Here is a 25,775-nt window from a genome sequence, read left to right as displayed (position 1 = left end):
GGCCTCGCGCCTTTTCTCTTTTCGCCGCCATCAATCAAACAGACCTTCCGCTTGATATCGGCGGGGTCCCCGCAACAGCCTGATTATGGCGACTGCGGGCGTGGAAAGATCAACGCGAAAAGTTGACAGATTTTGCGTAAACGATCATGTCTGGCGAGGCGGCACATTTGTCGCCGATCGGAATCATCCGGCGTTGCATTATGCCGAAAAATAAAGAAATAGAGCGGTTCCATAGGAATCGCTTTGATCGAGGTGGGCCAGATGCCGATTACGCTACTTGACGGAATTCTTCTCGGGATCACGCTCATTTCGGCCGTGCTGGCTATGGTGCGGGGATTTTCCCGCGAGGTGCTTTCGGTCGCCTCCTGGGCGCTGGCGGCCATCGCCGCCTATCTGTTCTACACCCCGGTCGTTCCGCTGGTGCAGCCCTATATCAGCAATGAAACCATCGCCAAGATCGCGGCGGCGGGTGCGGTTTTCATCGTCACGCTGATTATCGTTTCGATCATCACCATGAAGATCGCGGACTTCATCATCGACAGCCGGATTGGCGCGCTCGACCGTACGCTGGGCTTCCTCTTCGGCGCCGCGCGCGGCGTGCTGCTGGTCGTGGTGGCGATGCTGTTTTTCAACTGGCTCGTTGCCGGAGCCCAGCCGGCCTGGATCACCGATGCCAAGTCTAAACCGCTGCTCGATGCAGTGGGACAGCAACTGATGGGGTTCGTAGAGAAAGTGGAGCCGAGCGTTTCGAGCAAGATCAATCCGAAGAGCGAGACGACACCGGAACAGGGCGGCAATCAGGAAGCCCCGGCGGATAACGCGCCCGCGGAATAATTTGATCGGGCGCGACAATGGTGGCGCTTTGAACCGGCGCATCATTTATGCTAGACGGACACGTGAAGGGCGGGAGCTAATCATTCTCCCGCTTTCTTTATTGCATGATCCCAGGTTGCGGACTTTTGGGATCATGCGGCAGGAAAACTCAACCCGATCACGGTTTTGAATTTTGATCGCTGCGATCCCATATATCGTGGACATGCCCAATAGAAAGGCCAGGCGGCAATGACCGATCTTTCCGGCAACGAGACGCATTTTTCCTTGGACGATGACTCCTTGCATGAAGAGTGCGGGGTTTTCGGCATTCTGGGACACCGGGACGCCGCCACGCTGACGGCGCTCGGCCTCCATGCGCTCCAGCATCGCGGGCAGGAAGCCGCCGGCATCGTCTCCTATGACGGGCAGCAGTTCTACACCGAAAAGCGCATGGGCCTCGTCGGCGATCATTACACCGATCCGGCGACGCTGGCGAAGCTGCCGGGCTACATCGCCATCGGCCACACCCGCTATTCTACGACAGGTGAGGTGGCGCTGCGCAATGTGCAGCCGCTGTTCGCGGAGCTTGAGGTCGGCGGCATCGCCATCGCGCATAACGGCAATTTCACCAACGGCCTGACGCTGCGCCGCCAGCTCATCGCGTCAGGCGCGATCTGCCAGTCCACCTCCGACACGGAAGTGGTGCTGCATCTCATCGCCCGCTCGCGCTTTCCGTCTTCGAGCGATCGTTTCGTCGATGCCATCAGGCATGTCGAGGGCGGCTATTCCATGCTCGCCATGACGCGCACCAAGCTTATCGCCGCGCGCGATCCCATCGGCATCCGCCCGCTGGTGATGGGCGAGCTCGACGGCAAGCCGATCTTCTGCTCGGAGACCTGCGCGCTCGACATCATCGGCGCGAAATATATCCGCGACGTCGAGAATGGCGAGGTGGTCATCTGCGAGATCCAGGCCGACGGCTCGATCACAACAGAGTCGATCAAGCCGAAGGACCGGAAGCCAGAGCGCCTTTGCCTGTTCGAATATGTCTATTTCGCCCGGCCGGATTCGGTGGTCGGGGGGCGCAATGTCTATTCCGTGCGCAAGAATATGGGCATCAACCTTGCCAAGGAAGCTCCGGTCGAGGCGGATGTGGTGGTGCCGGTGCCCGATGGCGGCACGCCCGCGGCCATCGGCTATGCGCAGGAAAGCGGCATTCCGTTCGAGCTCGGCATTATCAGAAACCATTATGTCGGGCGCACCTTCATCGAGCCGACGCAGTCGATCCGCGCCTTCGGCGTGAAGCTGAAGCACTCCGCCAATCGCGCGGTGATCGAGGGCAAGCGTGTGGTGCTGGTGGACGATTCCATCGTGCGCGGCACCACCTCGCTCAAGATCGTGCAGATGATCCGCGATGCCGGCGCGCGCGAGGTTCACATGCGCGTGGCAAGCCCGATGATCTATCACCCGGATTTCTACGGCATCGACACGCCCGAGGCGGACAAGCTGCTCGCCAACCAGCACAAGGATCTGGAATCCATGTGCCGCTATATCGGCGCGGATTCGCTGGAGTTCCTGTCTATCGATGGGCTCTACCGGGCTGTTGGCGGCAAGCCGCGCGATCCGCAAGCGCCTGAATTCACCGACCATTATTTCACCGGCGACTATCCCACCCGCCTCGTCGATCAGGATGGCCTCAGCAATGTGCACACCCTGCCATTGATGGCGAGCAATGGGTGAACGCGATGAACAGCCCGGCACCATCTTCCAATCCCAAAGCCACCGACAATATGAATGACGCGCTTTGGCGGGATATCGAAAGGGCTGCCATCTACGATGATGGCGCTGCAGCCCTGGAGCACCTCAAGGCCGGGTTTCCCATCTATTATATTGAGGACGACACACCCGAAGGATTGCTGGTTAAAGAGTATCCGGACGGGCGGCGCGAGCTGGTCCGCTTCGATGAAGCAGGCGACGAGGTTATCCGCCCGTTATGACGCCCGCACCCCAGCTATGGGTTTTTGCTGGGCCGAACGGGGCGGGGAAGTCAACGCTTGCCAGGCGCTATGTTGTCGGCCGTCTTGAAATCGTGAACCCCGACGATATTGCCCGGCAGATCGCACCGGGCCTTCCAGCCGACCGGAAGACTGCGGTGCGGGCAGGGCGTCTAGCTGTTGAGCGGCGAAAAGCTCTGCTGGACGCACGTGAAAGCTTTGCCATAGAGACGACATTGACCGGGCAGGGCGCGCGCGCATTCATGCTCCAAGCCCGGGAGCGCGGCTATAAAGTCAATCTGGTCTTCATCGGACTCCATAGCATCATTCAAGCGCAAAGCCGTGTCACCGAGCGTGTGCGGCAGGGTGGCCATGCCGTGCCCAAGGCGGATATAGAGCGGCGTTTTGTCCGATGCATGAACCACTTAGCCGAGGCAATGCGGATTGCTGATCGCGTCTTGGTGCTGGATAATAGCGGCAAGCGGCGACGGTTGATTTTAATTCGTGAAAACGGGCGAACGAAGCTGCTTAGCCGGAATGTACCCAATTGGGCGCGGACGGCAATTCCGGAGATTCTGCAAACCAATCAGACGGGGACATTGAATAAATGACTATCGATCTAACCGGCCGGCTGGCGCTGGTCACCGGCGCGTCGCGCGGCATCGGCTATTTTCTGAGCCTGGAATTGGCAAAGCGCGGCGCGCATGTCATCGCCGTCGCGCGGACGACCGGCGGGCTGGAAGAGCTCGACGATGAAATCCGCCTAGCTGGCGGCAGCGCAACGCTCGTGCCGCTCGACCTCACCGACATGTCCGGCATCGACCGGCTGGGCGGCTCGATCCATGAGCGCTGGGGCAAGCTCGATATCATGGTCGCCAATGCGGGCATTCTCGGCGTGCTTTCACCCATCGGCCATGTCGAGGCCAAGACTTTCGAGAAGGTGATGAACGTCAATGTCACCTCGACGTGGCGCTTGATTCGTTCCATGGACCCGCTGTTGCGGCAGTCGGATGCGGGCCGTGCTATCTTGCTTTCGTCCGGCGTCGCCCATTCGGCGCGCGCCTTCTGGGCACCTTATGCGGCCTCCAAGGCGGCGGTCGAGGTGCTGGCGCGCAGCTGGGCGGAAGAGACGAAACAGATGAATCTGCGGGTCAATTCGGTCAATCCAGGCGCGACCCGCACCGCCATGCGCGCGCAGGCCATGCCGGGCGAAGACCCCGAAACGCTTCCGCATCCGCGCGAGGTTGCCCAGAAGATCGTCAAGCTTGCCGATCCGGCCTTGGACGTGACCGGCAAGCTCTATGATGTACGGCAGGATAAGCTCCTGAATTATCACATGCCCAGCTGAGTGCCCGGATGGGGGGATGGGCTACCGCCCCGTCGCCCCGAGCGCTGCCACCATTTCCGTATTCGCCACCTTCGGCGCGCTGTCGAGGCGTTTCAGGCGTTTTTCCTCCGCCTCGATATAATTGCGCGTGAGCGGTACGGCGTCCTGCCGGTGCGCGATCTGGATCTGGAACACCATCATGTTCTGCCAGCGGAAGGCGCTTTCGGAGGCGGCGAGGTAGAACTCCCACATGCGGCAGAAGCGCTCGTCATAGATGGCCTTTGCCTTGTCACGGTTGGCCATGAAGGCCTCGCGCCAGGCTTTCAGCGTTTCGGCATAATGCAGGCGCAGGATTTCGATATCGGTGACGATCAGTCCCGCCCGCTCGATATGCGGCAGCACCTCCGAGAGGGCGGGGATGTAGCCACCGGGGAAGATATATTTGCGGATGAACGGGTTGGTCGCGCCCGGCCCGTCGCTGCGTCCGATGGCATGGAGCAGGAAAACGCCGTCGGGCTTGAGCAGGCGTGCCGTATGCTGGAAATATTCGGCAAAATGATTGACGCCGACATGCTCGAACATGCCGACCGAGACGATGCGGTCGAACGGCTCCTGCAGCGTGCGATAGTCCTGCAGATTGAACCGCGCCCGCGCCGAGAGACCTTCCTCCGCGGCGCGCTTGTTGGCGACCGCGTGCTGCTCCTGTGAAAGGGTGACGCCGGTCACATCCGCGCCAAGATATTTGGCCATATAGAGCCCGAGGCCGCCCCAGCCGCAGCCGATATCGAGCAGCTTCTGGTCCGGCTTGACCAGGAGTTTCGCCGCCAGGTGCCGCTTTTTGGCAAGCTGGGCTTCGGCGAGCGTCGTATCCGGCGTCTCGAAATAGGCGCAGGAATATTGCATGTCGGGATCGAGAAACAACCGGTAGAGATCGCCCGACAGATCGTAATGGTGGCGCACATGCCCGGAGGCGAGGGCGATGGTGTTGATCTGCTGCAAGCGCCGTCCCGCGCGCCGCGCCGCGTCGATCGCCCGCATCCACGGTTCCTTGGCCGCGACCGGCCCGGCATTCTCGAAGACGAGCTGCAGGAGCCCGTACATGTCGCCTTCGACGAAATCGAGATCCCCGGCCATATAGGCTTCCGCGAGCTTAAGCTCGGGATTGATCGCGATGGCGCGCTCCGCCCGGCGCGCGTTGAACTCGATCCCAATGGGATCGCCGGTCTTGTCGCCAAACCGATGCGTGACGCCGTCAGCGTCGGTTACAGTCAGATCCCCCCGTTTGATCAAATGATTCAGAACGGTGCGTAAAAGCGTATTCATCGACCAATCTCCAAATTGCAAGACCGGCCCCGATTTTCGAATTTACGGAAGATGCGGAAATAAATTATTGACGCAATACACCCGCACCCATCCGCGAAATCCCATATGGGGTCGCGAAAAATGGTAAGATAGGCGCTTTTTTGCGTCTGAAAAGTGGAAATGCCCGGCGCTGGGGCCGGGCATGATCATTTATAGTTTACTGATAGCGCAAATATTCAATGCTTGCTGGGCCGATTACCTTTACGAACGCCCATACGATCGATCCGATGATGCCGGCTCCAAGAATCGTCGCCAGCCATTCCGCACCCTGACTGATCGCATAGGCGCAAGACTGAGGGCAGCGAGAACGAAGATAATGGCATAGGTTTTCCCGAGTATGGCTTCGAAAACCGCCCATCTGAGTTCCTGTTTTTCCAGCTCACGCCTATGCCGGGATTCTTCCTCCCACGCCGCGAAAATGCGCTCGGCGCCGTTAGCGACGATTTCTCCGTACATCGCCATGTCAGATGGCGCCGGCAGGGGACCAGACCATGAAGACTGCTCAATGCTTACCTGCATTGGAAGCCGGTCTTCGTGCCTCTGTTCTAAAGGAGCGGAGCGCTTAGCGGCCGGTTTCTTCACGCCTGCGTTCTTTCGCGATGACTCCCCTTAAGTCCGCGCCAAGACGCACAAAATCACCGCGAAGTGATTTACTCGCTGAAACGTTACGAGGATTGGCTGAAACAGTATTGGGACCTGCAAGCGTTAAAAGAGTGGCGAGCCCGGCCACGAAACTACCGGCCACCCCTTTCCGGGGGCGTTTAAGCTGATAGCGCGTGTTGTACCGTTCTCTGAGTGCAGGTTTTGACATGGCTTGGAGCATACTCCCGCTGCATCGAAAATCAAATAACACTCTGTAACGTATGGCAGTTGCAGCGAGCGGGGATAGATTTTAACCAACGCCCCTCCCTGCTTCCAGGAAGGGGCGATGTCGCTATTCGGATCAGGCGTTGTTGTCGCCTTCCGCATCGTCCTCGTCGTCGAAGACTTCCTCGGAAAGCGGCTCTTCCTCGATGCCGTAGATGGCCTGGGCAGAGGTCAGGTCCTCGCCCTTGGCCTGGCGTTCGGCTTCTTCGGCCGAGCGGGCGACATTGATCGTGACGGTGACTTCCACTTCGGGATGGAGTGCGATGACGATGCTGTGCAGGCCGATGGTCTTGATCGGCGTATTGAGCTCGACCTGGTTGCGGTTGACCGTGAAGCCTTCCGCCGTCAGCACCTCGGCAATGTCGCGGGTCGAGACGGAGCCGTAGAGCTGGCCGGTCTCGCCGGCCGAGCGCACGACGATGAAGCTCTTGCCGTCGAGCTTGTCGGCAACGGCCTGGGCTTCGTTCTTGCGCTCCAGGTTGCGAGCTTCGAGCTGGGCGCGCTGGCCTTCGAACTTCTTCTTGTTGGCTTCGTTGGCGCGCAGCGCCTTGCCCTGCGGCAGAAGGAAGTTACGGGCATAGCCGTCCTTGACCTTCACGGTGTCGCCCATCTGGCCGAGGCGGGAGATGCGTTCAAGCAGAATGACTTCCATGGGTTTGTCCTTTCAGTTTTGCTTGTCGTTCGGAGGGGTGGATTTCGTCATCGGGGCATTGCGGGACGTGTCGAACAATCCGGCGATGAGAAAAAGGAAAAGCACGAAGGCGAAGAGCGCGACGGCGAGATAGGCCAGCCACAGCGCGATGGGACGCCAGGGCTGGCCGCGCGTGCGCATATGGAGCGTGGCGAAACCGGCGAGCATGAAGCCCGCGCCGAGCGCGCCGGCGATTGCGGTTGCCGCATGGCCGACGCCGCTGCCGAGGAAAGCGAGCGTGAGGCTGACGGCAAACACGAGGAGCGCGGTGCGCGGCATCCGCAGTGTCGCGGGCCAGTCGTCACGCGGGCGGCGCAAGCGCCCGGAAAGCGCGGTGATCCGCAGCGCCAGATAGAAATTCGCGACAAGCGCGATCAGGCAGGTCGCGGCCTGTATGGCAGGCAGAACCACCACCATGGTCGCGGCGAGATTGTTGCGCATTTCGGGGCTGGCGGTAAAATCGGGATTGGCCTGGGTGAGGGCCGCCATGATCGCGTCGGCGAATTCGCGCGCAAGATCCTGCCCGAAACCGATGATGATGCCGATGATGATGAGCCCGCCCGCCACCATAAGGCTGAGACGGAAGAGGATATCGGGCAGGGGATACCAGACGATGGCGTCCTTCGGGCCGCCCAATTCGCTCGCGGGACGGGCAAGGCCGGCGAAGTAAGCGCCGGTGGCGGCCGGAATGATGCTGGTCAGCGCCACGAGCAGCGCGCCCATCGGCGCGGCAAAGGCGATGGCTGCTGTAGCGGCGATGGCGGAAACAATGCCTGCGGCCGTGCCCCAGCCAAGCGCGGCGATGAAAATGGGCAGCGGCGTCAGGAAATAGAGGAACATCGCCACGCCCGACTGGACGATGGCGCCAGCCGACAGCAGCGCGGCTGCAAGCCCTGCCAATATGCCGACACCGACTGATGTTGCATCGAATTTCATGGTCGCTGTCCTGCCGGAGCAGTTAGAGGTGACGGCCTTGGCGCGTTACACCCCAACTCGGGTTTTTGATTTTACCGACCGCGCCCATCGCGGAAGGGAGAACGAAATGGGAGTAGGGGAGTAAGTGAGTAGGGGAATATGTGAAAAACATACTCCCTTATTCCCCTATTCCCTTATTCCCTTACTTCACCACGTAAGGCAGCAGGCCGAGGAAGCGCGCGCGCTTGATCGCCTTGGCGAGCTCGCGCTGCTTCTTCTGGCTGACGGCCGTGATGCGGGACGGAACGATCTTGCCGCGCTCGGAGATGTAGCGCTGCAGGAGCTTGACGTCCTTATAGTCGATCTTCGGAGCGTTGGCGCCGGAGAACGGGCAGGTCTTGCGGCGGCGATGGAACGGACGCCGGGTCGGGATCTGGTTGATGTCGACCATTATTCGGCTCCTTCCACAGCTTCGTTGTCACGCGGACGGCGCGGGCCACGGTCACGGTCGCCATCGCGCGGGCGGCGCGGGCGGTCGTCATCGCGGCCGAAACGGTCGTCACGCTCGCGGCGGTCGTCGCGGCGGGCGAGCATAGCCGACTGGCCTTCCTCATGCTTCTCGACACGAACGGTCAGGGCGCGCAGCACGTCTTCGTTGATGCGCTCCTGGCGTTCCAGCTCGGCAATCGCCGCAGCGGGAGCATCGATATCGATCAGCGTATAATACGCCTTGCGATTCTTCTTGATGCGATAGGTGAGGGGACGCAGACCCCAATTTTCGATACGCCCGACTTTACCGCCATTGGCCTCGATGACACCCTTGTACTGTTCTACAAGCGCGTCGACCTGCTGCTGCGATATGTCCTGTCGGGCAAGGAACACATGTTCGTAAAGAGCCATTGTCTTTGCCTTTCTTCGTTTATCATCGCATGGCGCCAGCGGCTAAGCCTCTGCGACTTCTCTTGAATCCGGAATACCGGAGAAGAAAGGACGCGCGGTCGAGACGATCGAGAGCGGAGACACGGGAGGCTGAAGCGCTTTAGGCTTCGGCGGATGATTTGCAATGAATTGCAGGACAATCCGGCCCTCCGTTCAGCCCCCAGCTGGCAGCGAGCGATGAACGGGCGGCTCATACGGGATTTCGAGGCGTTTGGCAACCGTTCTTGGCGTCATTCTCGGGCTGTCCCGAGAATCTACGACGGTATGTCTGTCAGAACGGCAGTTGCCTTTCCTTTTTCTTATGGCAGATTCTCGGGACAAGCCCGAGAATGACGTCCGGGGAGGGTACTATGTCTGAAAACCTCTATCGAGCATTAAGATCGGTTAACGTTCCCGATGATTTGGCTCGGAAGGCGGCAGAGGAATTAGGGGCGTTCCGTCAACAGTTCAGAGATATCCATCGATCCATGCTGGTGATACGGGTAATGCTGATAATTGCCATCATCGGTGTAGCAATATTGAACTTCGATACTTTCGTCTTGCATCCATAAGAAAACGCCGGCCTGAGCAGCCGGCGTTTCTGCTTGGGAGGCTATAAGCGTGGTCATTGCGGTGCCGAGATGTCCTTGCAGAAGCTCTGCACGCTGTCGCTGTACTTGGTTTTGTCCTGTTCCATCCGGCCGCATTCGGTGCGGACCCTGGCCTGTTCCTCGGGCGACATAGCCTGGTAACGGGTCGGGAGATCGTCGGTGAGCACGATGGAGCCGGTGGACTCGTTGCTTACGGGCGGCTGAGCGCTTTGGTTGGTTTCGGTCGTGCCGAAGGTTCCAGGTCGCGGGAATGTAGGGCCGCCTTCGTCATTGGCGTTCTGGGCGATTGCGGCACCCGCGCTCATCGTGAGAGCGAGCACCGCGGCAGCGGTCGTTTTCAGGTCAAGCATTATCTTCTCTCCTGAGCAATTGTTTGGTTGCGAAAGCATGACCCCCAAAAAGCTGGGAGACTTCTGGGCTCGGATCATGCGGTTTAATGTGATCGTTCATGTCCAGCCAGAAACCCGTCCGTTTGTGGCCTTCCATGCCGAACTAACGGGAAGAAAACCGATTGGTTCCGGCTTTTTTGCGCGGAAATCCGGGGGCGGATTTAGCGGATGCCCTTGACTTCTGCCTCGTCGCTGGTCACACCGCGCGCCAAAACGTATGAATGAAATATTAAACGAGGCTGAGACCATAATGGCCGTAGCATTCACATTTCCGGGGCAGGGCAGCCAGGCAGTCGGCATGGGCAAGGCGCTGGCGGAGAATTTTGCCGAGGCGCGCGCCGTATTCGACGAGGTGGACGAAGCGCTCGGCGAAAAGCTGTCCGCTACCATGTTCGAAGGTCCCGAGGAGACGCTGACCCTGACCGCCAATGCGCAGCCCGCGCTGATGGCCGTGTCGGTGGCCGTCATCCGCGTCATGGAGGCACGGGGCTTTTCGCTGAAGGACAAGGTGGCCTATGTTGCCGGTCACTCGCTTGGTGAATATTCGGCATTGCGTGCGGCGGGCACATTCTCGCTGGCCGATACGGCGCGGCTCCTGCGCATTCGTGGCAACGCCATGCAGCGCGCCGTCCCGGTGGGCGAGGGCGCCATGGCGGCGATCATCGGGCTGGAGCATGGCGATGTGGAAGCCGTCTGCAGCGAGGCGGCGGCCGAAGGCGTCTGCCAGATCGCCAATGACAATGGCGGCGGCCAGATCGTGATTTCAGGCACGAAACCCGCTGTCGAGAAGGCCGCGGCGCTCGCGACTGATAAGGGCGCGAAGCGGGCGATCATGCTGCCGGTCTCGGCTCCCTTCCACTCGGCTCTTATGCAGCCTGCGGCGGAAGCCATGCGCGAGGCGCTGGCAAGCGTGAAGAAGAACGATCCCGTCGTGCCGCTCATCGCCAATGTCCGTGCCGCGCCCGTCACCGACGCCGATGAAATCGCCGCCTTGCTGGTGGAACAGGTGACGGGGCAGGTCCGCTGGCGCGAAACCGTGGAGTGGTTCGCCGCCAACGGCGTCACCACGCTTTACGAGATCGGATCTGGCAAGGTGCTGACCGGGCTCGCCCGCCGCATATCGAAAGACGTCACCGGCACCGCCGTCGGCACGGCCGAGGAAATCGACGCGGCGCTCGCTGCTTTGAATGCATGACCATCAATTTTAACGGGAAGGAACCCCGCGATGTTTGATCTGACCGGCCGTAAGGCCCTCGTCACCGGCGCCACCGGCGGTATCGGCGAAGCCATCGCCCGTGCCCTCCATGCCCAAGGCGCCATTGTCGGCCTGCATGGAACCCGCGTCGAAAAGCTGGAGGCCTTGGCCGCCGAGCTCTCCGGCCGCGTGAAGATTTTCCCGGCCAACCTTTCCGACCGCGAGGAAGTAAAGGCGCTGGGTGAGAAGGCGGAGAAGGAACTCGAAGGCCTCGACATCCTCGTCAACAATGCCGGCATCACCAAGGACGGGCTGTTCGTGCGCATGAGCGATGCGGACTGGGATGCGGTGCTGAACGTCAACCTGACCTCGGTCTTCAACCTGACGAAGGAAGTGATCCACCCGATGATGCGCCGCCGCCATGGCCGCGTCATCAACATCACCTCCATCGTCGGCGTCACCGGCAATCCGGGCCAGGCGAATTATTGCGCCTCGAAGGCGGGGCTCATCGGCTTTTCCAAGTCGCTAGCGCAGGAAATCGCCACGCGCAACGTCACTGTCAATTGCGTCGCGCCGGGCTTCATCGAATCGGCCATGACGGACAAGCTGAACGAGAAGCAGAAGGAAACCATCATGGGCGCGATCCCCATGAAGCGAATGGGCACGGGCGCGGAAATCGCCGCCGCCGTCATCTATCTCGCCAGCGACGAGGCGGCCTATGTCACCGGGCAGACGCTGCACGTCAATGGCGGCATGGCGATGATTTAATCCATGGTTTTCAACTGATTTTGGCCGCAAATCCGCCCTAAATGGGCTGATAAGCGGGCAGAATGCGCTTTGCGCCGGGCTGGAACCGTGGTAATGCGCGCGCAGAATTGGCGTACCGCGAGGTTTGCGGAGCCGATCCTGTTCCGAAAGGAATATCCACAGGGTATCCGTCGCCCCGCCAGATGGCCAAGCGGCAGATATCTTATAGCTTGATTAGATCCACCCATGCGGCTAACCAAGGCATGGGAAACAACAAACAGGTCGAGGTTCGGACATGAGCGACACCGCAGAACGCGTCAAGAAAATCGTTGTTGAGCATCTCGGCGTAGATGCCGACAAGGTTACGGAAGGCGCAAGTTTCATTGATGATCTCGGCGCGGACAGCCTCGACACCGTCGAGCTCGTCATGGCTTTCGAGGAAGAATTCGGCGTCGAAATCCCCGATGATGCCGCCGAGACGATCCTGACGGTCGGCGACGCCGTCAAGTTCATCGACAAGGCCAAGGCCTGATTTTAGCTGTTGTTCGGGCTGGAGCCGTCTGGCGTCCGGCCCGGATTCTATCTGCTGGATGTGGTTTGACTTGAGGCCAAGAGCTGGCGGAGCCGTCAGGCACCCCCCTCTGTCCTGCCGGACATCTCCCCCTCAAGGGGGGAGATTGGCCTTCATCGATGGCGGCGCATAATTTGCAACGTCCGACGATTAGCGAAAGCGGATATGACAGCCAATCTCCCCCCTTGAGGGGGGAGATGCCCGGCAGGGCAGAGGGGGGGGTGTTCGAGTCGGCATTTCCGAATTGAAATGCCTCGTTCACCGGGTTGTACCGCTGCTTCACATAAGCACGAAATAGCATTGAAGGGTGGAATATGAGGCGTGTCGTAATCACGGGTCTGGGGCTGGTTTCGCCGCTGGCAAGTGGCGTTGAAGAAAGCTGGTCCCGGCTGCTCGCCGGCAAGAGCGGCGCGCGCCGCGTCACCGAGTTCGAGGTCGATGATCTGCCCTGCCAGATCGCCTGCCGCATCCCTGTAGGCGACGGCACGGACGGCACCTTCAATGCCGACCTGCATATGGAGCCGAAGGAGCAGCGCAAGGTCGATCCCTTCATCGTCTATGCGATGGGCGCGGCGGACCAGGCGCTCGATGACGCCAACTGGCACCCGGAAAGCGATGAGGATCAGACGCGCACCGGCGTGCTGATCGGCTCGGGCATCGGCGGCATCGAGGGCATTGTCGAGGCCGGCTATACGCTGCGCGACAAGGGGCCCCGCCGCATTTCGCCTTTCTTCATTCCCGGACGCCTGATCAACCTCGCTTCCGGCTATGTCTCCATCAAGCACGGCCTGCGCGGGCCGAACCATGCGGTCGTCACGGCCTGCTCCACCGGCGCGCATGCCATTGGCGACGCGGCTCGTCTCATCGCCTTCGGCGACGCCGACGTGATGGTCGCGGGCGGCACCGAATCGCCCGTCAGCCGTATTTCGCTCGCGGGCTTCGCCGCCTGTAAGGCGCTCTCGACCGACCGCAACAACGACCCCACCGCCGCATCCCGTCCGTGGGACAAGGATCGTGACGGCTTCGTTATGGGTGAGGGCTCAGGCATCGTCGTTCTCGAAGAGCTGGAACATGCGCTGAAGCGCGGCGCGAAGATTTATGCCGAGGTGATCGGCTACGGCCTTTCCGGCGACGCCTTCCACATCACCGCGCCGACCGAGAGCGGCGAGGGCGCGCAGCGCTGCATGGAGATGGCGCTGAAGCGGGCGGGAATCACGCCGGACCAGATCGATTACATTAACGCCCATGGCACCTCGACCATGGCCGATACCATCGAGCTTGGCGCGGTCGAGCGAGTCGTGGGCGACGCGGCGCCGAAGATTTCGATGTCCTCGACCAAATCGTCCATCGGGCATCTCCTGGGCGCGGCCGGCGCGGCGGAAGCCATCTTCTGCACGCTCGCCATCCGCGATAATGTCGCGCCCGCGACGCTTAACCTTGACAATCCCGCGGTTGAAACGAAAATCGACCTCGTTCCGCATAAGCCGCGTGAACGCAAGATTGATATCGCACTGTCGAATTCGTTCGGGTTTGGGGGCACGAACGCATCGCTGATCCTGCGCCGCTTTGAGGGCTGAGAGCGTGGCGGACGGTTAAGTCCTTGTGGACATAGCTGTTCGCAGGCTTTCCAACAAGGCTTCGTCCGCGCTTTTGCCGCAATCGCCCCCGACCTTTGGAGAGATTCTGAGCGCGCTCAGGCAGGGATGGGAACTGAGGTGATCGAGTGAATTCTGACGCGAAGCCCGAGAACGAGGCCCCGGAAAACCAGCGTCCCGAAGACGTCACGGATGAGGTTTCCACGGGCCATACGGAAGCCGCGCCGGCGCATAAGCCGATCGTGCCGAAATCCGCGAGCGAGGCGCTGCGTCCCGAGCCGGGCACGCCGCCTCCGCCTTCCCGGCGCTCGCGCCATGCGCGCAGTCAGATCGTCGTCTTCGCCAATTTCATGCTGTCGCTGCTGGTGCTGGCCGCCGTCGGCGCCAGCGCGCTTTTCTATTTCGGCAAGCAGCAATTCGATGCGCCGGGACCATCGGCCGCCGCCACCACCTATCTGGTGAAACGCGGCAGCGGCATCGTTGAAATCGCTGATGGGCTGGAGCGGCGCGGGCTCATCTCCGACGCGCGCATATTCCGCTATGGTGTGCGCGCCTACGGCCATGAGAAAGATATGAAGGCGGGCGAATATGCGATCCCCGCCAACGCCTCCATGCGCGACATCATGGAAATCCTGCGCAGCGGCAAGACGATCCTCGTATCGCTGACCATCCCCGAAGGACTGACGGTGCAGCAGATATTCGATCGGATCGCCGCCAATGAGGCGCTGACAGGCGATATGCCCGCCACGCTGCCGCCGGAGGGAAGCCTGTTCGCCGATACGCTGCGCTTCACGCGCGGCACGACGCGCCAGGAAATCGTCAACAAGCTGCAGGCCGAGCAGAAGAAGCTGGTCGATGAGATCTGGGCGTCGCGCAACCCCGACCTGCCGTTGAAGACGATCGATGAATTCGTGACGCTCGCCTCCATCGTGGAGAAAGAAACCGGGATCGACGCCGAGCGCCCGCGCGTCGCCGCTGTTTTCATCAACCGGCTTCGCAAGGGCATGCGCCTTCAATCCGATCCGACCATCATTTATGGGCTGTTCGGGGGCAGGGGAAAGCCTGCCGATCGTCCGATCTTCAAATCGGATATCGAAAAGCCGACGCCCTATAACACCTACATCATCAACGGCCTGCCGCCCACGCCCATCGCCAATCCCGGCCGCGCGGCGCTGGAGGCCGTCGCCAATCCGATCCATACCGACGATCTTTATTTTGTCGCCGACGGCACGGGTGGCCATGTCTTCGCGACGACGCTGAAAGAGCACAATGAGAATGTGCGCCGCTGGCGCTCGGTCGAGCAGCAGAAGCGGGACGAGGCGGCGAAGGCCGCGGGGGATGCGGGCGATGAGACCGCACCGGAGCAGGAACCAGCGCCGGTTCAGGGGCAGTAGGGGGCAGCGCATAACCGTCTCACCCCCCTCTGCCCTGCCGGGCATCTCCCCCTCAAGGGGGGAGATTGGCTGGCATCGATGGCGGTGTTCTATTCTGCTACGTTGATGATAGGCGAGAGCGGAACAGGATAAGCCCATCTCCCCCCTTGAAGGGGGAGATGCCCGGCAGGGCAGAGGGGGGTGTTCACGCACAGGCCACTCGGAACGTAGCGCGGGGGAACCAATGACATTACAAAGCATGACCGGATTTGCCCGCCACGCCGCTGTCCATAGCGGTGGGGAGGGTGCCGAAAATGACGCCCGCATCGTCTGGGAGCTGCGCTCGGTCAACGGCAAGGGGCTGGATGTGCGGTTCCGGCTGCCGCAGGGGTTCGAGACCATCGAGCCGCTCGCGCGCGCGGCGCTGGCGAAGCATTTCTCGCGCGGCAATTTCCAGGCGGGACTCAGCGTCGAGCGCACGGCTGCCAAAAGCGAGCTCGTGCTCAACGAAGCCTATCTCTCCAATCTTCTCTCCTTGAGCGAGCGCCTCAGCGCGCAATATGGCCTGACGCGGGCGAGCGTGGACGGCATTCTTTCCTTGCGCGGCGTGCTGGTCGAGCCGCAGGAGGCTGAGGATGAGGAGGCGCAAGCGGGGCTGGAAGGCGCGATCATGGCCGCATTCGACGGCGCGCTCGCGGCCTTGGCCGATGCCAGACGCGCGGAAGGCGCCTCGATCGGCGCGATCCTGTCCGGCCAGATCGACATGATTGCGGATCTCGCCCTTCGCGCCCGCAACGACCCGTCGCGCAGCGTCGAGGCCATCCGCGCGCGGCTCGCGACGCAGGTGGCGCTGCTCCTCGATTCGGCCAGCGGGCTTGATGAGACCCGGCTTCACATGGAAGCGGCCTTTCTCGCCACCAAGGCCGACATTCAGGAAGAACTCGACCGGCTCGACACCCATGTCGCCTCCGCCCGCAAGCTGATCGCCGAGGGCGGCCCCATCGGGCGCAAGCTCGATTTCCTCAGCCAGGAATTCAATCGCGAAGCCAATACGCTGTGTTCAAAATCGAACGCCGCGTCGATCACCGCCATCGGGCTTGAACTGAAGGCCGTTGTCGATCAGTTTCGCGAACAAGTGCAGAATCTGGAGTAATTTTATGGCATCCCGTTCCATCGAAGGCGGCATCAAGCGTCGCGGTCTCATGATGGTGATTTCCTCGCCTTCCGGCGCAGGCAAATCCACCATCGCCCGCCTTCTGCTTGAGGATAAGGAGATGGACCTCTCCCTGTCGATCAGCGTCACCACCCGCCCGCGCCGCCCGAGCGAGATCGAGGGCGTGCATTACCATTTCATCTCGGTGCGCGAGTTCGAACGGCTGCGTGACAGCAATGCGCTGATCGAATGGGCTGAGGTGCATGGCAATTTCTACGGAACCTTGCGCGAAACCGCGGAGAACGCGCTCGCCGATGGCCGCGACATGCTGTTCGACATCGACTGGCAGGGCGCCGACCAGCTGCAGGAGAAGATGCCGGCGGATGTCGTCTCCATTTTCATCCTGCCGCCCACCATGCGCGAATTGCAGCAGCGCCTGAACCGCCGCGCGGAGGATACGCCTGATGTGATCGAGACGCGGCTGCGCAATGCCCGTTTCGAAATCGAGAAATGGAGCAAATATGACTACATCGTCATCAATGAGGACCTCAACCGCTCCTACGCCTCGGTAAAAGCCATCGTCAGCGCCGAGCGCCTGCGCCGCGACCGCCGCCCGGGCCTGTTTGAATTTGTGCAGGGGCTGCTGGAGGAGAAGCCGTTTTAGAGCAGATTATGTTTTGACGGAATCGCTCGGCACACCCCCCGCTGTCCTGCCGGACATCTCCCCCTCAAGGGGGAGATTGGCTGGCACGGCGATCATCGCCCATCCTGCATCGTTCGCGATTAGGCGGGGCGGTCGGTGAGGGCGTAATCTCCTCCCTTGAGGGGGAGATGTCCGGCAGGACAGAGGGGGTATCGCCTCGCCGACGCTTCCGTTTAAAAACAAAATACTCTTGGATAGGGAGCCTCACCCCCCCGTCACGCTCATATGCCGCGCCACGGCGGGGCGGTTGTGGCGGCGGTCGATGATGAAGTCGTGGCCCTTGGGCTTACGGCCGATGGCTTCGTCGATCACGCCAGACAGAAGTTCGTTGCTTTCCGAAGCGCGCAGCGCGGCACGCAGATCCGCCGCGTCTTCCTGTCCGAGGCACATATAGAGCGTGCCGGTGCAGGTGAGGCGGACGCGGTTGCAGCTCTCGCAGAAATTATGCGTCATCGGCGTGATGAAGCCGAGTCTTCCGCCGGTTTCCGCCAGCTGCACATAGCGGGCAGGGCCGCCGGTCTTGTAGGGGATGTCGGCCATGGTGAATTGCCGCGCCAGCGCGGCGCGCAGGAGCGATAGCGGCAGATATTGGTCGGCCCGGTCGAAGCCGGTTTCGCCCATCGGCATGGTCTCGATCAACGTCAAATCCATGCCCCGGCCATGCGCCCAGCGAATCATGCCGGGGATTTCGTGCTCGTTGATGTCCTTCAGCGCGACGGCGTTGATCTTGACTTGGATCCCCGCTGCCTGCGCCGCGTCGATGCCGCGCATGACCCGCTCCATATCACCCCAGCGGGTGATGGCACGGAATTTTTCGGGGTCGAGCGTATCGAGCGAGACATTGATGCGCCGGACGCCGCATTCGGCTAGTTCCGCCGCGTGGGTGGCGAGTTGCGAGCCATTGGTGGTGAGCGTCAGCTCCTCGAGCGCGCCGGAGGCGAGGTGCCGGGAGAGGGCGCGGATCAGGTGCATGATGTTCTTGCGCACCAAGGGCTCCCCGCCCGTCAGCCGCAATTTTCGCACGCCTTTCTCGATGAAGACGGTGCACAGCCGGTCAAGCTCCTCCAGAGAGAGCAGGTCCTTGCGCGGCAGGAAGGTCATGTTCTCCGCCATGCAATAGGTGCAGCGAAAATCGCAGCGGTCCGTCACCGACACACGCAGATAGGTGATCGCGCGCCCGAAAGGGTCGATCATGGCCGGCTCGGCGTACTGCACATCCGGTTTCGCGTTCAAAACGATGCCTCCTCGCGACAAGTCCGGGAAAAGCTCAGAACTGTTCGGATTTGCGCCAACTCATCCATTGATATGCCGCTTGTGGCCCGGACGCAATCGGCCTATCACCGCTTTGATTAGACAAGTCTGGAGAGTGCCGTGGCGGATATATGGCCCAGGGAATTGCGTGTCTCGCCGGATCGCAGGACGCTGACGATCAGTTTCGACAATGGCGAGGTCCATACGCTGCCCGCGGAGATGTTGCGTGTGCTCTCGCCCTCGGCGGAAGTGCAGGGCCATTCGCCGGAACAGCGCGTGACCGTGCCGGGCAAGATCGATGTCACGATTCTCAGGATCGATCCGGTCGGCAATTACGCCATTCGCATCACCTTCGACGACAGGCACGACACCGGGCTTTTCACCTGGACCTATCTGCGTCAGCTCGGGCTGGAGAAGGAAAGCCGCTGGCAGGTTTATCTCGATGAACTGGCGCAAAAGGGACTGAGCCGCGAGCGGTGAGGCGGGAGGAAACGATGACGATCATCAGGACGATCGAAGAACTCGAAGCGATCTATGGCAAGCCGGGCGAGGCGTCGCTCATCAAGGAAGTCGACCATTTGATCCCCGAATATGCCGCCTTCATCCAGGCTTCGCCCTTCGTGTCGCTGGCGACATCGGGGCCGGAGGGGCTGGACTGCTCGCCGCGCGGCGATCTCCCCGGCTTCGTCCGCGTCAAGGACGAGCGCACCCTGCTGATGCCGGACCGGCATGGCAACAACCGGGCCGATTCGCTGAAGAACATTCTGCGCGACGACCGGGTCGGGCTGCTCTTCATCGTGCCGGGTTCAGGAAACACGCTGCGCCTTAATGGCCGCGCCGTCATCTCCATCGATCCGGAGCTTTGCGCTTCCTTTACGATGCAGGGAAAGGCGGCGCGCTCGGTGATGATTATCACCGTCGAAGCGGTTTATTTCCAGTGCGCCCGGGCGATCCATCGCTCCGAACTCTGGAACCCGGAAAAACACGTCGATCCCAAAAGCCTGCCCACGCCGGGGCAGATGCTCGCCCGCACACGCGACGGTTTCGACGGCGAAGCCTACGATGCCGCCTGGTGGGAGCGGGCGAAGGCGACGATGTGGTAACTCTTTGTTTGCGACATGATCTCATCCGAAAAGTCTGCAACTTTTTGCTGCGCTGACCTTCGGTTCGGGATCATGCGCTATCACGCCTCTTTCAGCATCTCCGTAATGCGGCGCATCATGTCGCCCATCATGTCGCATTCTTCCGGGCTCGACTGGCTCATCACGCGGTCGATGAGCTGCGCGTAGACCTCCAGCGCCTGCAGCAGCCGCTTTTCGCCTTCCTCGGTCAGATAGAGGCGCATGACGCGCTTGTCCCTCGGGTCGCCCTCGCGGCGCATCAGGCCCTGCTTCTCCATCTGCGGCAGGAGCATGGTGACGTTGGACCGCCCCACCAGCAACCGCCGCGCCAGATCGTGCTGCGACTGGCCAGGATGGCGGTAGAGATTGATCATGGCGTCGAACTGCGCCGGTTTCAGGTCGAAGGGCGCCAGCACGCGCGTGAGCTCGCGCGCCACCGCCTTTTCCGCGCGCATCATCGCAACCCAGTTCTTGAAGCGGGGATTATCCCAGGGGAGCGACGGCGCGTCTTGCTTTTTGTTCATGTTTGTACAATGTTGTTCATGGTTGAACATTTAGTGGAAATTCGACTATGGCACCCTTCGCTTTCAAAATCACCCGTCTCGGTTTCGATCTCTATGGCCGCGTCGCGCCGAGGCGGGCGGGGCGCGCCGCGTTCCGGCTGTTCTGCCGCACGCCGGGGCGGAAGCCGAAGACCAAAGCCCATGCGGAGAAGCTCGCGCTGGCCGAGCCGAAATTGTGCGCGGCACGCCGTCTCGATCTCACAACCGACCGGGGCGGGTTCACCACCTATCTGTTCGAGCCGGCAAGGCCGGCGGGGGGCACATCGCTCGTCGTGCATGGCTGGGGCTCGCGCGCGGCGGAGATGATGACGATCATCGATGCCCTGCTCAAGGCGGGCGAGCGGGTCGTCGCCATCGACCTGCCGGGGCACGGCGCTTCGCCGGGGAGAAGCCTCAACATGATGCAAGCGATTGCCGCGGTGGATGCCGCGTGGCGGCAATATGGGCCGTTCAACGCCATGATCGGCCATTCCTTCGGCGGCGCGGTCATCATCAATGCGGCGGCGGGGGCGATGGCCTGTTATCCGGCGCATAGGCCGCAGAAGCTCGTCACCATTGCCTCGCCGCATTCGATGACGGAGGTTTTCGACGGTTTTGGTAAGATGGTCGGTTTGAAGCCCGCCGTGCGCAATGCCATGGATGACGAGGTGCTGCGGCTCGCCTGCCGTCCGCTCGCCGGTTTCGATACGCCCCAGCATCTGCGGCACATGGCGATCCCGGCGCTGGTGATCCACGCCCATGACGATAAAGAAGTGCCGGCACGCTCAGCGGAAGCCAAGGCCAAGGCCGGGCCGCATGTCACGCTCCACTGGGCGGATGGGTTGGGGCATCGCAGGATTATTGCGAGTGCCGAGGTTGCGGCGCGCGTGGCGGGGTTTGTACGGGGCGGGGAGATGGTGGAGGTGGCGGCTTGATATTTATGGGATATGGCGGGACAGAGGGGGCGCTGTCCCACCGACCTTTCCATTTATCCCAAATTCAATTCCTTGAAGAAATCATTCCCCTTGTCGTCAATTACGATAAAAGCCGGGAAATCTTCCACTTCGATCCGCCAGATCGCCTCCATGCCGAGTTCGGGATATTCCACGACCTCGACCTTCTTGATGCAATCCTGCGCCAAGCGGGCGGCGGGGCCGCCGATGGAGCCCAAATAGAAGCCGCCATGCTTGCCGCAGGCCTCGCGCACCTGGCGCGAGCGGTTGCCCTTGGCGAGCATCACCATCGAGCCGCCGAAGGACTGGAACTGATCGACGTAAGAATCCATGCGGCCGGCCGTCGTCGGGCCGAAGGAGCCGGAGGCGTAGCCGGCGGGTGTCTTGGCGGGGCCGGCGTAATAGATGGGGTGATTCTTGAAATAATCCGGCATCGGCTCGCCGCGCTCCAGCCGTTCGCGAATCTTGGCATGTGCGAGATCGCGGGCGACGATGATCGGCCCCGTGAGCGAAAGCCGCGTCTTCACGGGATGCTTCGAGAGTTCCTTCAATATCTCGCTCATCGGCTGGTTGAGGTCGATCTTGACGACATGCGAGGAGAGCTTTTCCTCGTCGATATCAGGCATGTATTTGGCCGGGTTGGTTTCCAGCTGCTCGAGGAAGATGCCGTCCCTGGTGATCTTACCCTTGGCCTGGCGGTCGGCGGAGCAGGAGACGCCGAGGCCGATGGGCAGCGAGGCGCCGTGGCGGGGCAGGCGGATGACGCGCACGTCATGGCAGAAATATTTGCCGCCGAACTGCGCGCCGACGCCGAGCGACTGCGTCAGCTTATGGATTTCGGCCTCCATGGCAAGATCGCGGAAGGCGTGGCCGCTTTCGGAGCCCTCCGTCGGGAGATTGTCGAGATAGCGCGTCGAGGCGAGCTTCACCGTCTTCAAGTTCATTTCCGCCGAGGTGCCGCCGATGACCACGGCGAGGTGGTAGGGCGGGCAGGCGGCGGTGCCGAGCGTCAGGATCTTCTCCTTGAGGAAGTCGATCATCCGGTCATGGGTCAAGAGCGACGGCGTGCCCTGGTAGAGGAAGGTCTTGTTTGCCGAGCCGCCGCCCTTGGCGACGAACAGGAAGTTATAGGCGTCCTCGCCTTCCTCGTAGATATCGATCTGCGCCGGCAGATTGTTCTTCGTGTTCTTCTCCTCGAACATGGAGAGGGGTGCGAGCTGCGAATAGCGTAAATTCTTCTTCTCATAGGCGTCGAGCACGCCCCTGGCGAGCGCCTCGGAATCGCCGCCTTCGGTCCAGACCCGGCGGCCCTTTTTGCCCATGATGATGGCAGTGCCGGTGTCCTGGCACATGGGCAGCACGCCGCCGGCGGCGATGTTGGCGTTTTTCAGGAGATCATAGGCGACGAAGCGGTCATTGTCCGTCGCTTCGGGGTCTTGAAGGATATTGGCGAGCTGCTGCAGATGGCCGGGGCGCAGGAGATGGTTTATGTCGGCGAAGGCGGCTTCCGCGAGAAGGCGCAGGCCTTCGGCATCGACGCTGAGAATGTCCTGTCCCTTGAAGCTGTCGACGGAAACATAGTCGGCGGTGAGCTTGCGATAGGGCGTTTCGTCCGGGCCCAGAGGGAAGATCGCGTCAGCCATTTGTTACCCCTTGTGGATGAATGATTTTTCGTCCCGCTTTTATCGCGGGCTTTCATGAAATCCACTGCGGCAGATCGCGCGGCTCAAGCGAATGTGAAGCGCCCTCCCAAGAAATTTCAGCCGTTAAAAGATTCTATACAAAATTTAAGCAAATGTGATGTTCACCTGCATTCAAAGCACGCGGCGATGAGAATCAGCCGCGATGAAAACACTCGGGCGAACATCATGCATTTTCCCTCCAGGAACAAAGTTCTGGCCGCGGCCGCAGCGGGCGCCGCGCTTGCCTTTTCGACGGCGCTGACGGCAACCGACGCGCATGCCGCCAGCACGCTTCTGGAACTTTTCCGCCAACGGAGCCAGCCTCAGCAAACCCAGCCAGCCGCCCCCGTCGCGCCGCCGCCCGCGGCAGTCGAGCGCGCGCCTGTGCCGCCCATGCAAGCGGAGAGCCCTGCCGCGCAGACGCCGATCAAGCGCGTGACCGTCAAGGGGCCGCAGGTCTATGATTACAAGCCCGACGCGCTGGTGCGGATCGATTTCTCCAAGATCGACATGCAGCTGACTGCAGCGACGAAAGAGGTCTCCCCGAGCGAGGCGATCACATCAGGCATGTCGCCTCTGCCCGCCAAGGCGACGAGCGGGGAGGGAAGCTTCGCCGGCGCGCTCGAAGAATTGAAGACGACCGATGTGCGCGCCGAAAAGGAAATCGCCGACGCCATCGTCGATTTCTATTCCGCGCATCAGAAATTCATCTGGTCCGAAGGGCTGGATGTCGCGCCGAAGGCCAAGCAGGTGGCGGCGCTCTTTGCCCGCGCGGGTGAGGAGGGGCTGGACCCCGAGGAATATGCCGTCATTATTCCCGCTGACAGTTTCGATCCGGCGCAGAGGCAGGAGCGGCTCAAGAAGCTCGCCGAGTTCGAAATCCTCATGAGCGCCCGGGCGCTGCGCTATGCCATCGACGCGGGCGAGGGACGCATCATCGCCGACCGCCTGAGCGAGATGCACGATCTGCCGCGCGACCGCGTCAACGCGCGTGACGTGCTGGAGAGGCTGGCGGCGTCGAACGACCCGGCGGCCACGCTCGCCGCCTTCCAGCCGCAGAACAAATGGTATGCGGAGCTGAAGAAGAGCCTCGCCGATCTCGACGGCAAGGCCGGTGACGTGCAGGTGCGCATCGCGCCCGGCACGCTGATCCGTCCGGGCGACGATAACCCGGAAATGGCCAATGTGGTGGCGCTGATCCTCAAGAAGGCGCCCGCCGATTATCTGACGAAATATCAGGACGTGCTCACCGCCCATGAGGGCAAGAGCGTTTACGATCCGGAGCTGGTCGCGGCGATCAAGGCCTATCAGCGTCATGCCGGATCGAGCCCTGATGGCGTGATCGGCCGCAATACGATTGCCACGCTGCAAGGCGAATCCGTGGCGGTAAAGCGCGACCGCATCATCTATGCGATGGAGCGCCTGCGCTGGCTGCCGCATGATTTCGGCGACCGCTATGTCTTCATCAACCAGCCTGCCTATCGCGCGCAATATTTCGCTGATGGTCAGGAAAAGCTGGCGATGAATGTCGTGGTCGGCTCGCCCCGGCACCAGACTTATTTCTTCTACGACAAGGTCCAGACGGTGGTGTTCAATCCGTCCTGGGGGATTCCGCGTTCAATCATCATGAACGAGATGATGCCGAAAATCCTGAAGGACACGGGCTATCTGGAGCGCAATGGCTATGAGGTCTATAAGAACGGCAAGCGGGTCCCCGCAAGTTCCGTCAACTGGGCTCGCGTCGCTTCAGGCAAGGAGCATGTCGGCATTCGCCAGATCCCGAGCCTCGACAATTCGCTGGGTGAGTTGAAGATCCTCTTCCCCAACGCGCATGACATCTACATGCACGACACGCCGGCCAAATCCTATTTCAAGCGCGATATGCGGGCGTTGAGCCATGGCTGTATCCGCCTGGAGCGCCCGCGCGACATGGCCGCCGCCGTGCTCGGCCAGCCGGTGGAAAGCCTTGAGAAATATTTCGGCAAGAATGAGCGCGCGGTGAAGGTGCCGGAGCAAATCCCTGTTTATCTCACCTATTTCACCGCCTGGCCGGACGCCGTCACGGGCAAGATCCGCTATTACGACGATGTCTATGAGCGCGATGCCAACCTCGCCAAGGCGATTGAGAAGACGCGGGCGTCGCGGCTGGCGAATAGCTGAAAGTACAAGAGCGAATAGCGAATAGTTGGTAGCGAATAGGGCTTGGCAACATGAAGTGCGGTCCGGCAGACTATTCGCTATTCGCTATTCGCTATTCGCTATTCGCTTTAAACGCTGGCAAGCTCTGAAAGGCGCGCTTCAGCGCCTCCGACCATCCGTCTGAAATCGCGGCATAATAAGGGTCGGTGCGGTCGATCCGCTTGTGGACGCCCAATCTCAGCGAACCGGCCTCGTAAAGCTGCAAATCGAGCGGCAGGCCGACTGAAAGGTTGGATTTCAGCGTCGAGTCGAAGGACACGAAGAGGAGCTTCACCGCGTCTTCGAAGGTCATCGCCGGATCGTAAGCCCGCACCAGAATCGGCTTGCCATATTTGTGCTCGCCGATCTGGAAGAATGGCGTATCGGCGGAGCATTCGATGAAATTGCCTTCCGGATAGATATAGAACAGGCGCGGCTCGCCGCCCTTGATCTGGCCGCCCAGAATGAAGGAAGCGGCGAAGGCGTCGGCGTTCTGGCCGCCCGGGGCGGCATCGCGGATAACTTCCTTGACCGTCTGACCGATCAGCCGCGCCGTCTGGAACATGGATGGCGTCTCGAAGATCGAGGGGTGGCGGTCGCCGGGCGCCTTCGAGCGCTCGTCGATGAGGCTTACCACGCCTTGCGTCGTGGCAAGATTGCCTGCGGACAGCAGCACGATGACGCGGTCGCCGGTCTTCGACCATGTGTGCATCTTGGTGAAGGTGGAGATGTTGTCGAGCCCGGCATTCGTCCGCGTGTCGGACATGAAGACCAGGCCACGATCCATCTTGAGGCCGACGCAATACGTCATGGGGCAGTCCCGA

Annotated in this window: 27 protein-coding genes and 1 pseudogene; 17 read left to right on the top strand and 11 right to left on the bottom strand. The window is 61.3% G+C overall.

The window, feature by feature from the left end; translation table 11 throughout:
• Positions 1–261: 261 nt before the first annotated feature.
• The 5 genes and pseudogenes from ACOWVG_RS11230 to ACOWVG_RS11210 all read left to right on the top strand — a co-directional run.
• Positions 262–718 (top strand): annotated as a pseudogene (locus ACOWVG_RS11230) (CvpA family protein); the annotation flags it as partial.
• A gap of 344 nt (positions 719–1,062) precedes the next feature.
• A complete protein-coding gene (gene purF / locus ACOWVG_RS11225) occupies positions 1,063–2,553 on the top strand; it encodes an amidophosphoribosyltransferase (RefSeq protein WP_420962256.1) in 1,491 nt (496 codons plus the stop codon).
• Positions 2,554–2,558: 5 nt separating this feature from the next.
• Positions 2,559–2,810, top strand: coding sequence for a hypothetical protein (locus ACOWVG_RS11220; protein ID WP_420962420.1), 252 nt, complete (start codon positions 2,559–2,561; stop codon positions 2,808–2,810).
• Complete coding sequence (locus ACOWVG_RS11215) at positions 2,807–3,418, top strand: AAA family ATPase (protein ID WP_420962254.1); 612 nt, start codon at positions 2,807–2,809, stop codon at positions 3,416–3,418. Before ACOWVG_RS11220 ends, ACOWVG_RS11215 begins: the two co-directional genes overlap by 4 nt.
• Positions 3,415–4,155, top strand: coding sequence for an SDR family NAD(P)-dependent oxidoreductase (locus ACOWVG_RS11210; RefSeq protein WP_420962252.1), 741 nt, complete (start codon positions 3,415–3,417; stop codon positions 4,153–4,155). Before ACOWVG_RS11215 ends, ACOWVG_RS11210 begins: the two co-directional genes overlap by 4 nt.
• 21 nt (positions 4,156–4,176) lie before the next feature.
• Here the strand turns inward: ACOWVG_RS11210 and ACOWVG_RS11205 are convergent, their stop codons facing one another.
• The 6 genes from ACOWVG_RS11205 to rpsF form a co-directional block, all read right to left on the bottom strand.
• A complete protein-coding gene (locus ACOWVG_RS11205; RefSeq protein WP_420962250.1) occupies positions 4,177–5,457 on the bottom strand; it encodes a class I SAM-dependent methyltransferase in 1,281 nt (426 codons plus the stop codon).
• Positions 5,458–5,697: 240 nt separating this feature from the next.
• Positions 5,698–6,015 carry a DUF2335 domain-containing protein gene (locus tag ACOWVG_RS11200; RefSeq protein ID WP_420962419.1) on the bottom strand — a complete coding sequence of 106 codons (318 nt, stop codon included), beginning with the start codon at positions 6,013–6,015 and terminating at the stop codon, positions 5,698–5,700.
• A 424-nt stretch (positions 6,016–6,439) separates the two neighbouring features.
• Positions 6,440–7,015: a 50S ribosomal protein L9 gene (gene rplI, locus ACOWVG_RS11195; protein ID WP_420962248.1), complete on the bottom strand. Its 576-nt coding sequence runs from the start codon at positions 7,013–7,015 to the stop codon at positions 6,440–6,442.
• A gap of 12 nt (positions 7,016–7,027) precedes the next feature.
• On the bottom strand, positions 7,028–7,990 hold the full coding sequence (locus ACOWVG_RS11190; protein ID WP_420962246.1) for a DUF2232 domain-containing protein: 963 nt from the start codon (positions 7,988–7,990) through the stop codon (positions 7,028–7,030).
• A 181-nt stretch (positions 7,991–8,171) separates the two neighbouring features.
• A complete protein-coding gene (rpsR, locus tag ACOWVG_RS11185) occupies positions 8,172–8,420 on the bottom strand; it encodes a 30S ribosomal protein S18 (RefSeq protein ID WP_002963610.1) in 249 nt (82 codons plus the stop codon).
• Positions 8,420–8,869 carry a 30S ribosomal protein S6 gene (gene rpsF / locus ACOWVG_RS11180; protein ID WP_420962243.1) on the bottom strand — a complete coding sequence of 150 codons (450 nt, stop codon included), beginning with the start codon at positions 8,867–8,869 and terminating at the stop codon, positions 8,420–8,422. Before rpsF ends, rpsR begins: the two co-directional genes overlap by 1 nt.
• Before the next feature lie 389 nt (positions 8,870–9,258).
• Here rpsF and ACOWVG_RS11175 point away from each other — a divergent pair, with 389 nt between their 5' ends.
• Positions 9,259–9,459 (top strand): hypothetical protein, encoded by a 201-nt coding sequence (locus ACOWVG_RS11175; protein WP_420962241.1) that lies wholly within the window; start codon positions 9,259–9,261, stop codon positions 9,457–9,459.
• A gap of 53 nt (positions 9,460–9,512) precedes the next feature.
• Here the strand turns inward: ACOWVG_RS11175 and ACOWVG_RS11170 are convergent, their stop codons facing one another.
• On the bottom strand, positions 9,513–9,848 hold the full coding sequence (locus ACOWVG_RS11170) for a hypothetical protein (protein ID WP_420962239.1): 336 nt from the start codon (positions 9,846–9,848) through the stop codon (positions 9,513–9,515).
• A gap of 289 nt (positions 9,849–10,137) precedes the next feature.
• On the opposite strand from ACOWVG_RS11170, the gene fabD reads away from it, so the two are divergent.
• From fabD to gmk, 7 genes are all read left to right on the top strand, one after another.
• Positions 10,138–11,082: an ACP S-malonyltransferase gene (gene fabD, locus ACOWVG_RS11165; RefSeq protein ID WP_420962237.1), complete on the top strand. Its 945-nt coding sequence runs from the start codon at positions 10,138–10,140 to the stop codon at positions 11,080–11,082.
• Positions 11,083–11,112: 30 nt separating this feature from the next.
• Positions 11,113–11,850, top strand: coding sequence for a 3-oxoacyl-[acyl-carrier-protein] reductase (gene fabG, locus ACOWVG_RS11160; RefSeq protein ID WP_420962235.1), 738 nt, complete (start codon positions 11,113–11,115; stop codon positions 11,848–11,850).
• Positions 11,851–12,124: 274 nt separating this feature from the next.
• A complete protein-coding gene (locus ACOWVG_RS11155; RefSeq protein WP_068881166.1) occupies positions 12,125–12,361 on the top strand; it encodes an acyl carrier protein in 237 nt (78 codons plus the stop codon).
• Between the two features lie 353 nt (positions 12,362–12,714).
• Positions 12,715–13,977 (top strand): beta-ketoacyl-ACP synthase II, encoded by a 1,263-nt coding sequence (fabF, locus tag ACOWVG_RS11150; RefSeq protein ID WP_420962233.1) that lies wholly within the window; start codon positions 12,715–12,717, stop codon positions 13,975–13,977.
• Positions 13,978–14,123: 146 nt separating this feature from the next.
• Complete coding sequence (gene mltG / locus ACOWVG_RS11145) at positions 14,124–15,389, top strand: endolytic transglycosylase MltG (protein ID WP_420962230.1); 1,266 nt, start codon at positions 14,124–14,126, stop codon at positions 15,387–15,389.
• A gap of 223 nt (positions 15,390–15,612) precedes the next feature.
• Entirely contained in the window at positions 15,613–16,521 is a 909-nt protein-coding gene (locus tag ACOWVG_RS11140) for a YicC/YloC family endoribonuclease (protein ID WP_420962228.1), read from the top strand.
• 4 nt (positions 16,522–16,525) lie between these two features.
• A complete protein-coding gene (gene gmk / locus ACOWVG_RS11135) occupies positions 16,526–17,185 on the top strand; it encodes a guanylate kinase (protein WP_420962226.1) in 660 nt (219 codons plus the stop codon).
• A 243-nt stretch (positions 17,186–17,428) separates the two neighbouring features.
• On the opposite strand, the gene moaA is transcribed toward gmk, so the two are convergent.
• The gene (gene moaA / locus ACOWVG_RS11130) at positions 17,429–18,418 is read right to left on the bottom strand and encodes a GTP 3',8-cyclase MoaA (protein WP_420962418.1); all 990 of its coding nucleotides are present in this window, start codon (positions 18,416–18,418) and stop codon (positions 17,429–17,431) included.
• A gap of 177 nt (positions 18,419–18,595) precedes the next feature.
• Here moaA and ACOWVG_RS11125 point away from each other — a divergent pair, with 177 nt between their 5' ends.
• Together ACOWVG_RS11125 and ACOWVG_RS11120 are read left to right on the top strand one after the other, a co-directional pair.
• Entirely contained in the window at positions 18,596–18,955 is a 360-nt protein-coding gene (locus tag ACOWVG_RS11125; RefSeq protein WP_420962224.1) for a gamma-butyrobetaine hydroxylase-like domain-containing protein, read from the top strand.
• 14 nt (positions 18,956–18,969) lie between these two features.
• Complete coding sequence (locus ACOWVG_RS11120; RefSeq protein ID WP_420962222.1) at positions 18,970–19,578, top strand: pyridoxamine 5'-phosphate oxidase family protein; 609 nt, start codon at positions 18,970–18,972, stop codon at positions 19,576–19,578.
• Between the two features lie 80 nt (positions 19,579–19,658).
• Here ACOWVG_RS11120 and ACOWVG_RS11115 read toward each other — a convergent pair whose 3' ends face one another.
• Positions 19,659–20,120 (bottom strand): MarR family winged helix-turn-helix transcriptional regulator, encoded by a 462-nt coding sequence (locus ACOWVG_RS11115; protein ID WP_420962220.1) that lies wholly within the window; start codon positions 20,118–20,120, stop codon positions 19,659–19,661.
• Between the two features lie 47 nt (positions 20,121–20,167).
• Here ACOWVG_RS11115 and ACOWVG_RS11110 point away from each other — a divergent pair, with 47 nt between their 5' ends.
• Positions 20,168–21,073 carry an alpha/beta fold hydrolase gene (locus ACOWVG_RS11110; protein ID WP_420962218.1) on the top strand — a complete coding sequence of 302 codons (906 nt, stop codon included), beginning with the start codon at positions 20,168–20,170 and terminating at the stop codon, positions 21,071–21,073.
• A gap of 53 nt (positions 21,074–21,126) precedes the next feature.
• On the opposite strand, the gene ACOWVG_RS11105 is transcribed toward ACOWVG_RS11110, so the two are convergent.
• Positions 21,127–22,734, bottom strand: a complete 1,608-nt coding sequence (locus tag ACOWVG_RS11105) for a fumarate hydratase (protein WP_420962216.1) — start codon at positions 22,732–22,734, stop codon at positions 21,127–21,129.
• 225 nt (positions 22,735–22,959) lie between these two features.
• Between ACOWVG_RS11105 and ACOWVG_RS11100 the strand changes: the two genes are divergently transcribed.
• Entirely contained in the window at positions 22,960–24,933 is a 1,974-nt protein-coding gene (locus ACOWVG_RS11100; RefSeq protein ID WP_420962214.1) for a L,D-transpeptidase family protein, read from the top strand.
• A 91-nt stretch (positions 24,934–25,024) separates the two neighbouring features.
• Here ACOWVG_RS11100 and ACOWVG_RS11095 read toward each other — a convergent pair whose 3' ends face one another.
• Complete coding sequence (locus ACOWVG_RS11095) at positions 25,025–25,762, bottom strand: peptidase (RefSeq protein ID WP_420962212.1); 738 nt, start codon at positions 25,760–25,762, stop codon at positions 25,025–25,027.
• Between the last annotated feature and the right edge of the window lie 13 nt (positions 25,763–25,775).

It is taken from the genome of Brucella sp. IR073, from assembly GCF_049065735.1.
Classification (GTDB): Bacteria; Pseudomonadota; Alphaproteobacteria; order Rhizobiales; family Rhizobiaceae; genus Paramesorhizobium.
This window is presented reverse-complemented; position numbering and strand designations above follow the sequence as displayed.

What these genes read in the sequence shown, in the direction of transcription:
- purF (WP_420962256.1), top strand. Translation starts at nt 1,063, where the DNA reads ATGACCGATCTTTCCGGCAACGAGACGCATTTTTCCTTGGACGATGAC.
- ACOWVG_RS11220 (WP_420962420.1), top strand. Translation starts at nt 2,559, where the DNA reads ATGAACAGCCCGGCACCATCTTCCAATCCCAAAGCCACCGACAATATG.
- ACOWVG_RS11215 (WP_420962254.1), top strand. Translation starts at nt 2,807, where the DNA reads ATGACGCCCGCACCCCAGCTATGGGTTTTTGCTGGGCCGAACGGGGCG.
- ACOWVG_RS11210 (WP_420962252.1), top strand. Translation starts at nt 3,415, where the DNA reads ATGACTATCGATCTAACCGGCCGGCTGGCGCTGGTCACCGGCGCGTCG.
- ACOWVG_RS11205 (WP_420962250.1), bottom strand. Translation starts at nt 5,457, where the DNA reads ATGAATACGCTTTTACGCACCGTTCTGAATCATTTGATCAAACGGGGG.
- ACOWVG_RS11200 (WP_420962419.1), bottom strand. Translation starts at nt 6,015, where the DNA reads ATGCAGGTAAGCATTGAGCAGTCTTCATGGTCTGGTCCCCTGCCGGCG.
- rplI (WP_420962248.1), bottom strand. Translation starts at nt 7,015, where the DNA reads ATGGAAGTCATTCTGCTTGAACGCATCTCCCGCCTCGGCCAGATGGGC.
- ACOWVG_RS11190 (WP_420962246.1), bottom strand. Translation starts at nt 7,990, where the DNA reads ATGAAATTCGATGCAACATCAGTCGGTGTCGGCATATTGGCAGGGCTT.
- rpsR (WP_002963610.1), bottom strand. Translation starts at nt 8,420, where the DNA reads ATGGTCGACATCAACCAGATCCCGACCCGGCGTCCGTTCCATCGCCGC.
- rpsF (WP_420962243.1), bottom strand. Translation starts at nt 8,869, where the DNA reads ATGGCTCTTTACGAACATGTGTTCCTTGCCCGACAGGACATATCGCAG.
- ACOWVG_RS11175 (WP_420962241.1), top strand. Translation starts at nt 9,259, where the DNA reads ATGTCTGAAAACCTCTATCGAGCATTAAGATCGGTTAACGTTCCCGAT.
- ACOWVG_RS11170 (WP_420962239.1), bottom strand. Translation starts at nt 9,848, where the DNA reads ATGCTTGACCTGAAAACGACCGCTGCCGCGGTGCTCGCTCTCACGATG.
- fabD (WP_420962237.1), top strand. Translation starts at nt 10,138, where the DNA reads ATGGCCGTAGCATTCACATTTCCGGGGCAGGGCAGCCAGGCAGTCGGC.
- fabG (WP_420962235.1), top strand. Translation starts at nt 11,113, where the DNA reads ATGTTTGATCTGACCGGCCGTAAGGCCCTCGTCACCGGCGCCACCGGC.
- ACOWVG_RS11155 (WP_068881166.1), top strand. Translation starts at nt 12,125, where the DNA reads ATGAGCGACACCGCAGAACGCGTCAAGAAAATCGTTGTTGAGCATCTC.
- fabF (WP_420962233.1), top strand. Translation starts at nt 12,715, where the DNA reads ATGAGGCGTGTCGTAATCACGGGTCTGGGGCTGGTTTCGCCGCTGGCA.
- ACOWVG_RS11140 (WP_420962228.1), top strand. Translation starts at nt 15,613, where the DNA reads ATGACATTACAAAGCATGACCGGATTTGCCCGCCACGCCGCTGTCCAT.
- gmk (WP_420962226.1), top strand. Translation starts at nt 16,526, where the DNA reads ATGGCATCCCGTTCCATCGAAGGCGGCATCAAGCGTCGCGGTCTCATG.
- moaA (WP_420962418.1), bottom strand. Translation starts at nt 18,418, where the DNA reads ATGATCGACCCTTTCGGGCGCGCGATCACCTATCTGCGTGTGTCGGTG.
- ACOWVG_RS11120 (WP_420962222.1), top strand. Translation starts at nt 18,970, where the DNA reads ATGACGATCATCAGGACGATCGAAGAACTCGAAGCGATCTATGGCAAG.
- ACOWVG_RS11115 (WP_420962220.1), bottom strand. Translation starts at nt 20,120, where the DNA reads ATGAACAAAAAGCAAGACGCGCCGTCGCTCCCCTGGGATAATCCCCGC.
- ACOWVG_RS11110 (WP_420962218.1), top strand. Translation starts at nt 20,168, where the DNA reads ATGGCACCCTTCGCTTTCAAAATCACCCGTCTCGGTTTCGATCTCTAT.
- ACOWVG_RS11105 (WP_420962216.1), bottom strand. Translation starts at nt 22,734, where the DNA reads ATGGCTGACGCGATCTTCCCTCTGGGCCCGGACGAAACGCCCTATCGC.
- ACOWVG_RS11100 (WP_420962214.1), top strand. Translation starts at nt 22,960, where the DNA reads ATGCATTTTCCCTCCAGGAACAAAGTTCTGGCCGCGGCCGCAGCGGGC.
- ACOWVG_RS11095 (WP_420962212.1), bottom strand. Translation starts at nt 25,762, where the DNA reads ATGACGTATTGCGTCGGCCTCAAGATGGATCGTGGCCTGGTCTTCATG.